Here is a 4,661-nt window from a genome sequence, read left to right on the forward strand (position 1 = left end):
GAAATTTTATCGATCAACGATCTGGGACTTAACGGCGCGAAAGTATTCATCAGGTGCGATTTTAACGTGCCGATGGACGAGTTTTTAAACATCACCGACGATCGCCGAATTCGCGCGGCGATCCCTACTGTCCGCTACTGCCTAGATAACGGCTGCAGCGTGGTTTTGGCTAGCCACCTAGGACGACCGAAAAACGGCTTTGAGGAGAAATTTTCGCTGCGAGGCGTGGCAAAGAGGCTTTCGAGGCTACTTGATAGAGACGTGATATTTGCCGAGGACGTCATCGGAGCGGACGCCAAAGCTAAAGCCGCCGCGCTAAAACCTGGCGAAATTTTACTTCTTGAAAATTTGCGCTTTGAAAAGGGAGAGACCAAAAACGACGAGGCGTTAGCCGGCGAGCTCGCTAAATACGGCGAATTTTACATAAACGACGCGTTTGGCGTCTGCCACAGGGCGCACAGCTCGGTCGAGGCGATCACTAAATTTTACGACGAGAAACATAAAGCGGCGGGATTTTTGCTGCAAAAGGAGATAAATTTCGCCCAAAATCTCATTAAGCACCCTGCGCGCCCGTTCGTCGCGGTCGTGGGCGGCAGCAAGGTAAGCGGCAAGCTGCAAGCCCTACACAACCTGCTTCCGCGCGTGGATAAGCTGATAATCGGCGGCGGCATGGCGTTTACGTTTCTAAAATCGCTCGGCGAAAATATCGGAAACTCGCTACTCGAAGAAGATCTCTTGGGCGATGCGCGCGAAATTTTGCGTAAGGGCAGGGAGCTTGGCGTTAAAATTTACCTGCCGGTGGACGTCGTCGCGGCTCAGACCTTTTCGGCAGAAAGCGCCGTAAAATACGTCCCAGCCCAAGAGATCCCAAGTGGCTGGATGGGGCTAGATATCGGGCCGGCGTCGATTAGGCTATTTAAAGAGGTCATCGCCGACGCGCAAACCATCTGGTGGAACGGGCCGATGGGCGTTTTTGAGATGGATAAATTTAGCAAAGGCAGCATCAAAATGAGCCACGCCATCATCGACACACACGCGACTACGGTCGTGGGCGGCGGCGATACGGCCGACGTCGTCGAGCGCGCGGGAGACGCCGACGAGATGACGTTTATCTCGACCGGCGGAGGTGCTAGTCTGGAGCTCATCGAGGGCAAGGAGCTACCCGGCATAAAACCGCTTAGAAAGGCTGCGGAGTGAGGTTTTTAGCAAATTTAAAGTGCAATCACACGAGAGCGAGCTTTGCTAAATACGCTGAAATTTTAGACGCAAATTTAAGCTCAAACGACGACGTGACGGTGTTTCCGCCCTTTAGCGCGCTTGATCTTGCGGCTCATAAATTTAAACTCGGCGCGCAAAATTTCTACCCGTGCGAAAGTGGCGCTCACACTGGCGAGATCGGCAAGGCGATGCTGGACGAATTTGGCGTAAAAAGCGTGCTAAGCTCGTACGGAATGAGCGAAACGGTCGTTGGGCTCATCGGCGATAGGCCGAGCGAAAAGAGGAAATTCCCATCTATCGGCAGGGTGGGCTTTTGCTACGAGGCAAAGATCGTGGATAAAGACGGCAAGGAGCTTGGCGCTAACGAAAAGGGCGAAATTTGCGTAAGAGGCGAAAGAGGCAAGACTATCTTTGACGGATATTTCGAAAACGCCGAGGCAACGAACAAAGCCATCGACAAGGATGGCTGGCTACATACGGGCGATATCGGATATTTTGACGAGGACGAGTATTTTTATTTCGTCGATAGGGACGTAAATTTGATAAAGGTTGCAGGCGAGAACGTATCTAGCGTAGAGGTCGAAACCTATCTGCAAACCCACGATAAAATTTTTGAAGCGGCAGTAATCGGAGTGCCGGATAACTTTGATAATGAACTGATAAAAGCATGCGTAGTGCTTAAAGAGGGCGAGAGCCTAAGCGAAGACGAGGTCAAACAATACTGCGCGCAGGGGCTTGCTAAATTTAAAGTCCCGAGCATCGTGCGGTTTTATTCGTCTTTGCCCAAAACCTGTACGGAAAAGGTAAAGAAAAACGTGCTCAGAAGCGAGCATTTGAACGAAAATTTAAAGCAAGGCTAGTCGCGCCGGCAATGCGCCGATCGACAAATGAGTTAGTCGTCTCAAAAGAGATAAAGCAAAATTTAAAAATTTAAGCGGAAGTGTCGCAAGGCGGATTTTCGCATGAAAGGTAAACAATGGCGGATGAAAAATTTGACGCGATAATCGTCGGCGGTGGCATTGCCGGCTGCATATCGGCGTATCTGCTGGCAAAGGAAGGGCTTGAGGTGTTGCTCATCGAAAGAGGCAACTTTATAGGGGCTAAAAATATGAGCGGCGGCAGAATTTATGCGCACAGCATCGAGCCGGTGTTTCCAAATTTTGCACAGATCGCGCCGATCGAGAGATTGATAACTCGCGAAAAACTATCGTTTATCACCGCAGACGACAACGTTACGATGGAGTACGCTCTAAAGCCTAGCGAAAATAAAGCCGATCTATCGTATTCGGTTTTAAGGGTCAAATTTGACGCGTGGCTGGGCGAAAAGGCCGAGGAGGCTGGAGCTTCTATAATAGCGGGCATCAGAGTGGACGATCTTATTAAAGAGGACGGCAAAGTTTGCGGCGTGATCGCTGGCGGCGAAGAGATGAGAGCCGACGTCGTGATCGTAGCAGACGGCGCAAACTCTACTATCTGCTCAAAATACGGCCTAGGATACGAGCTAAATCCGCATACCTGTGCGGTCGGCGTAAAAGAGATCATCGAGCTTGGCAAAGACAGGATCGAGGATATCTTTAACGTAAGCGGCAACGAGGGCGCTGCGTGGCTATTTGCCGGAAGCGCGTCAAACGAGCATATGGGCGGCGGATTTTTATACACCAACGAAACTTCGATATCTCTGGGCGTGGTTTTCGGTCTGCACAACTCGCACGTAAGCGATATGAGCGTGCCTGCGATGCTGGAAAATTTTAAAAACCACCCTGCGGTTCAGCCTCTTATCAAAAACGGCAAAACGACCGAATATTCGGCCCACATCGTGCCTGAAGGCGGGTTAAATTCTATCAAAAAGCTAAGCGATCACGGCGTTATAGTAGCAGGCGACGCGGCGGGTCTTTGCCTAAACGTAGGATACTCGGTGCGCGGTATGGATCTAGCGGTAGAAAGCGGCGTTTTAGCTGCTAAAGCGGTGCTAAAAGCTAAAGCTGCGGGAGATTTTAGCGCAGATAGCTTGTCGTATGACAAGATGCTTGAGGAGAGCTTTGTTATGAGCGATCTTAAGCTTTATAAAAATCTGCCTGAGTTCTTGGGCAATGAGAGAATTTTTGATGATTATCCAAAGATGATGAGCGGCATTATGAAGGATCTTTTCGTCATAAACGGACCTAGCCGGCCGCTAAGAAGTAAAATTTTGCCAAGACTTAAGAAGGTCGGCTATATGAATCTCATCAAAGATGCATTTAAGGGAGTGAAATCGATATGAAAACCGTAAACGTTGATGCAAAACTAAGTTTAGATAAATTTTTCGTAGATGAGAGTAATGCGCATATCGAGCTCGTGGACGATATAAATGCAAGCGAATTTGCAAAGCTGGAGGTCGCATGCCCGGCAGGACTTTATAAAAAGGACGAAAACGGCTACCACTTCGCCGTGTCCGTGGATTTTCCAAACCGTTGGGCACTGCTAAACGCTCGCTCGGGCTACGATGAGAAGCTAAAACGCGGCGAGGAAAATTTAAAATTTATCGATGAGCTGGGCGCCCGGACGGGCAAAATTTGCGTGGGCGACGGCATAGCAAAGATCATAGCGCAAGGCGGGCGGCTCTACGTTTCATATTTTGGCGACGGGCTCTTCGGCAACTTCGGCGGAGACGAGTGCGAACTCGCCGTTTGGAACGAAGCGGGCGAAAAGCTCTATGGATTTGACCTCAGCCGGATTCACGACTGCTACGCGATAAATCTATTTGGCGGCGCGTGCTACGCGCACTATTGCAGTAGCTTTGATTTCGTGCGTATCAAGGACGGGCAAGCCACGGCGTATACTCCGAAAATCAGTTCTTATAAACCGGGCTCCGCGGCTATCGAAACGTGCGAGCTAGAATTTTCAAAGAGCGATTATATTTTTGTGAGCAGCGACTTCGCGCTGGATGAGCGAAGCGTGCTGTTTTGCCCGGCTGATAACGACAAAGAAGAGCTGTTTTTGTTTAAATTTAAAGGCGAAATACTAGAATTCGACAGAAAAATCAGCCTAAATTTTCTCGGCGCAGACGGCTCGAAAAATAACAAAAATGAGGGCTACGGCTCGTACGGGAACGGCGAATATTTAGCTCTTTTAAAAGGCGCCAAAATTTATAAAATTCGCGTGAGCGAGCTAGATTGAAATGTAAATTTAGCAGCTAACGGCGCTTAAATTTAGCCGCTCGAAGCGTCGCGCTCTTAAATTTCAAGGTATAATTACGAAGCAAATTTACAAAATTTAACCGAAGGAGAGACCATGAAAAAATTTCGTTCACTGCTGCTGTGTGCGGCGGCGGCTGCGACTTTGAGCGCGCAAAGCGAGAGTGAGGATAAAGTAGAAAAAATCACTTCGATCGACATCTATATTTCGCCGTTTTATTCGGCTAAGGAGGGCAAGCCCGAATACGTACATGTTTACGAGCCGATCGA

The 4,661-nt window shown here is 49.2% G+C and carries 4 protein-coding genes and 1 pseudogene; all 5 read left to right on the plus strand.

The window, feature by feature from the left end; translation table 11 throughout:
* A partial coding sequence (locus Q0338_RS06390) for a phosphoglycerate kinase (RefSeq protein ID WP_298086034.1) occupies window positions 1–1,197 on the plus strand: 1,197 nt, incomplete at its 5' end.
* Window positions 1,194–1,631: pseudogene (locus Q0338_RS06395) on the plus strand (triose-phosphate isomerase); the annotation flags it as partial. The gene Q0338_RS06390 and the pseudogene Q0338_RS06395, both read left to right, overlap by 4 nt.
* A gap of 126 nt (window positions 1,632–1,757) precedes the next feature.
* On the plus strand, window positions 1,758–2,078 hold the full coding sequence (locus tag Q0338_RS06400; protein WP_298086037.1) for a hypothetical protein: 321 nt from the start codon (window positions 1,758–1,760) through the stop codon (window positions 2,076–2,078).
* 116 nt (window positions 2,079–2,194) lie between these two features.
* Window positions 2,195–3,478 carry an FAD-dependent oxidoreductase gene (locus Q0338_RS06405; protein WP_298086035.1) on the plus strand — a complete coding sequence of 428 codons (1,284 nt, stop codon included), beginning with the start codon at window positions 2,195–2,197 and terminating at the stop codon, window positions 3,476–3,478.
* The gene (locus tag Q0338_RS06410; protein ID WP_298086036.1) at window positions 3,475–4,374 is read left to right on the plus strand and encodes a hypothetical protein; all 900 of its coding nucleotides are present in this window, start codon (window positions 3,475–3,477) and stop codon (window positions 4,372–4,374) included. The genes Q0338_RS06405 and Q0338_RS06410 overlap by 4 nt, the downstream gene beginning before the upstream one ends.
* Window positions 4,375–4,661: the final 287 nt, after the last annotated feature.

This window comes from uncultured Campylobacter sp. (genome assembly GCF_938018145.1).
Classification (GTDB): domain Bacteria; phylum Campylobacterota; class Campylobacteria; order Campylobacterales; family Campylobacteraceae; genus Campylobacter_A.

What these genes read in the sequence shown, in the direction of transcription:
- Q0338_RS06405 (WP_298086035.1), top strand. Translation starts at nt 2,195, where the DNA reads ATGGCGGATGAAAAATTTGACGCGATAATCGTCGGCGGTGGCATTGCC.
- Q0338_RS06410 (WP_298086036.1), top strand. Translation starts at nt 3,475, where the DNA reads ATGAAAACCGTAAACGTTGATGCAAAACTAAGTTTAGATAAATTTTTC.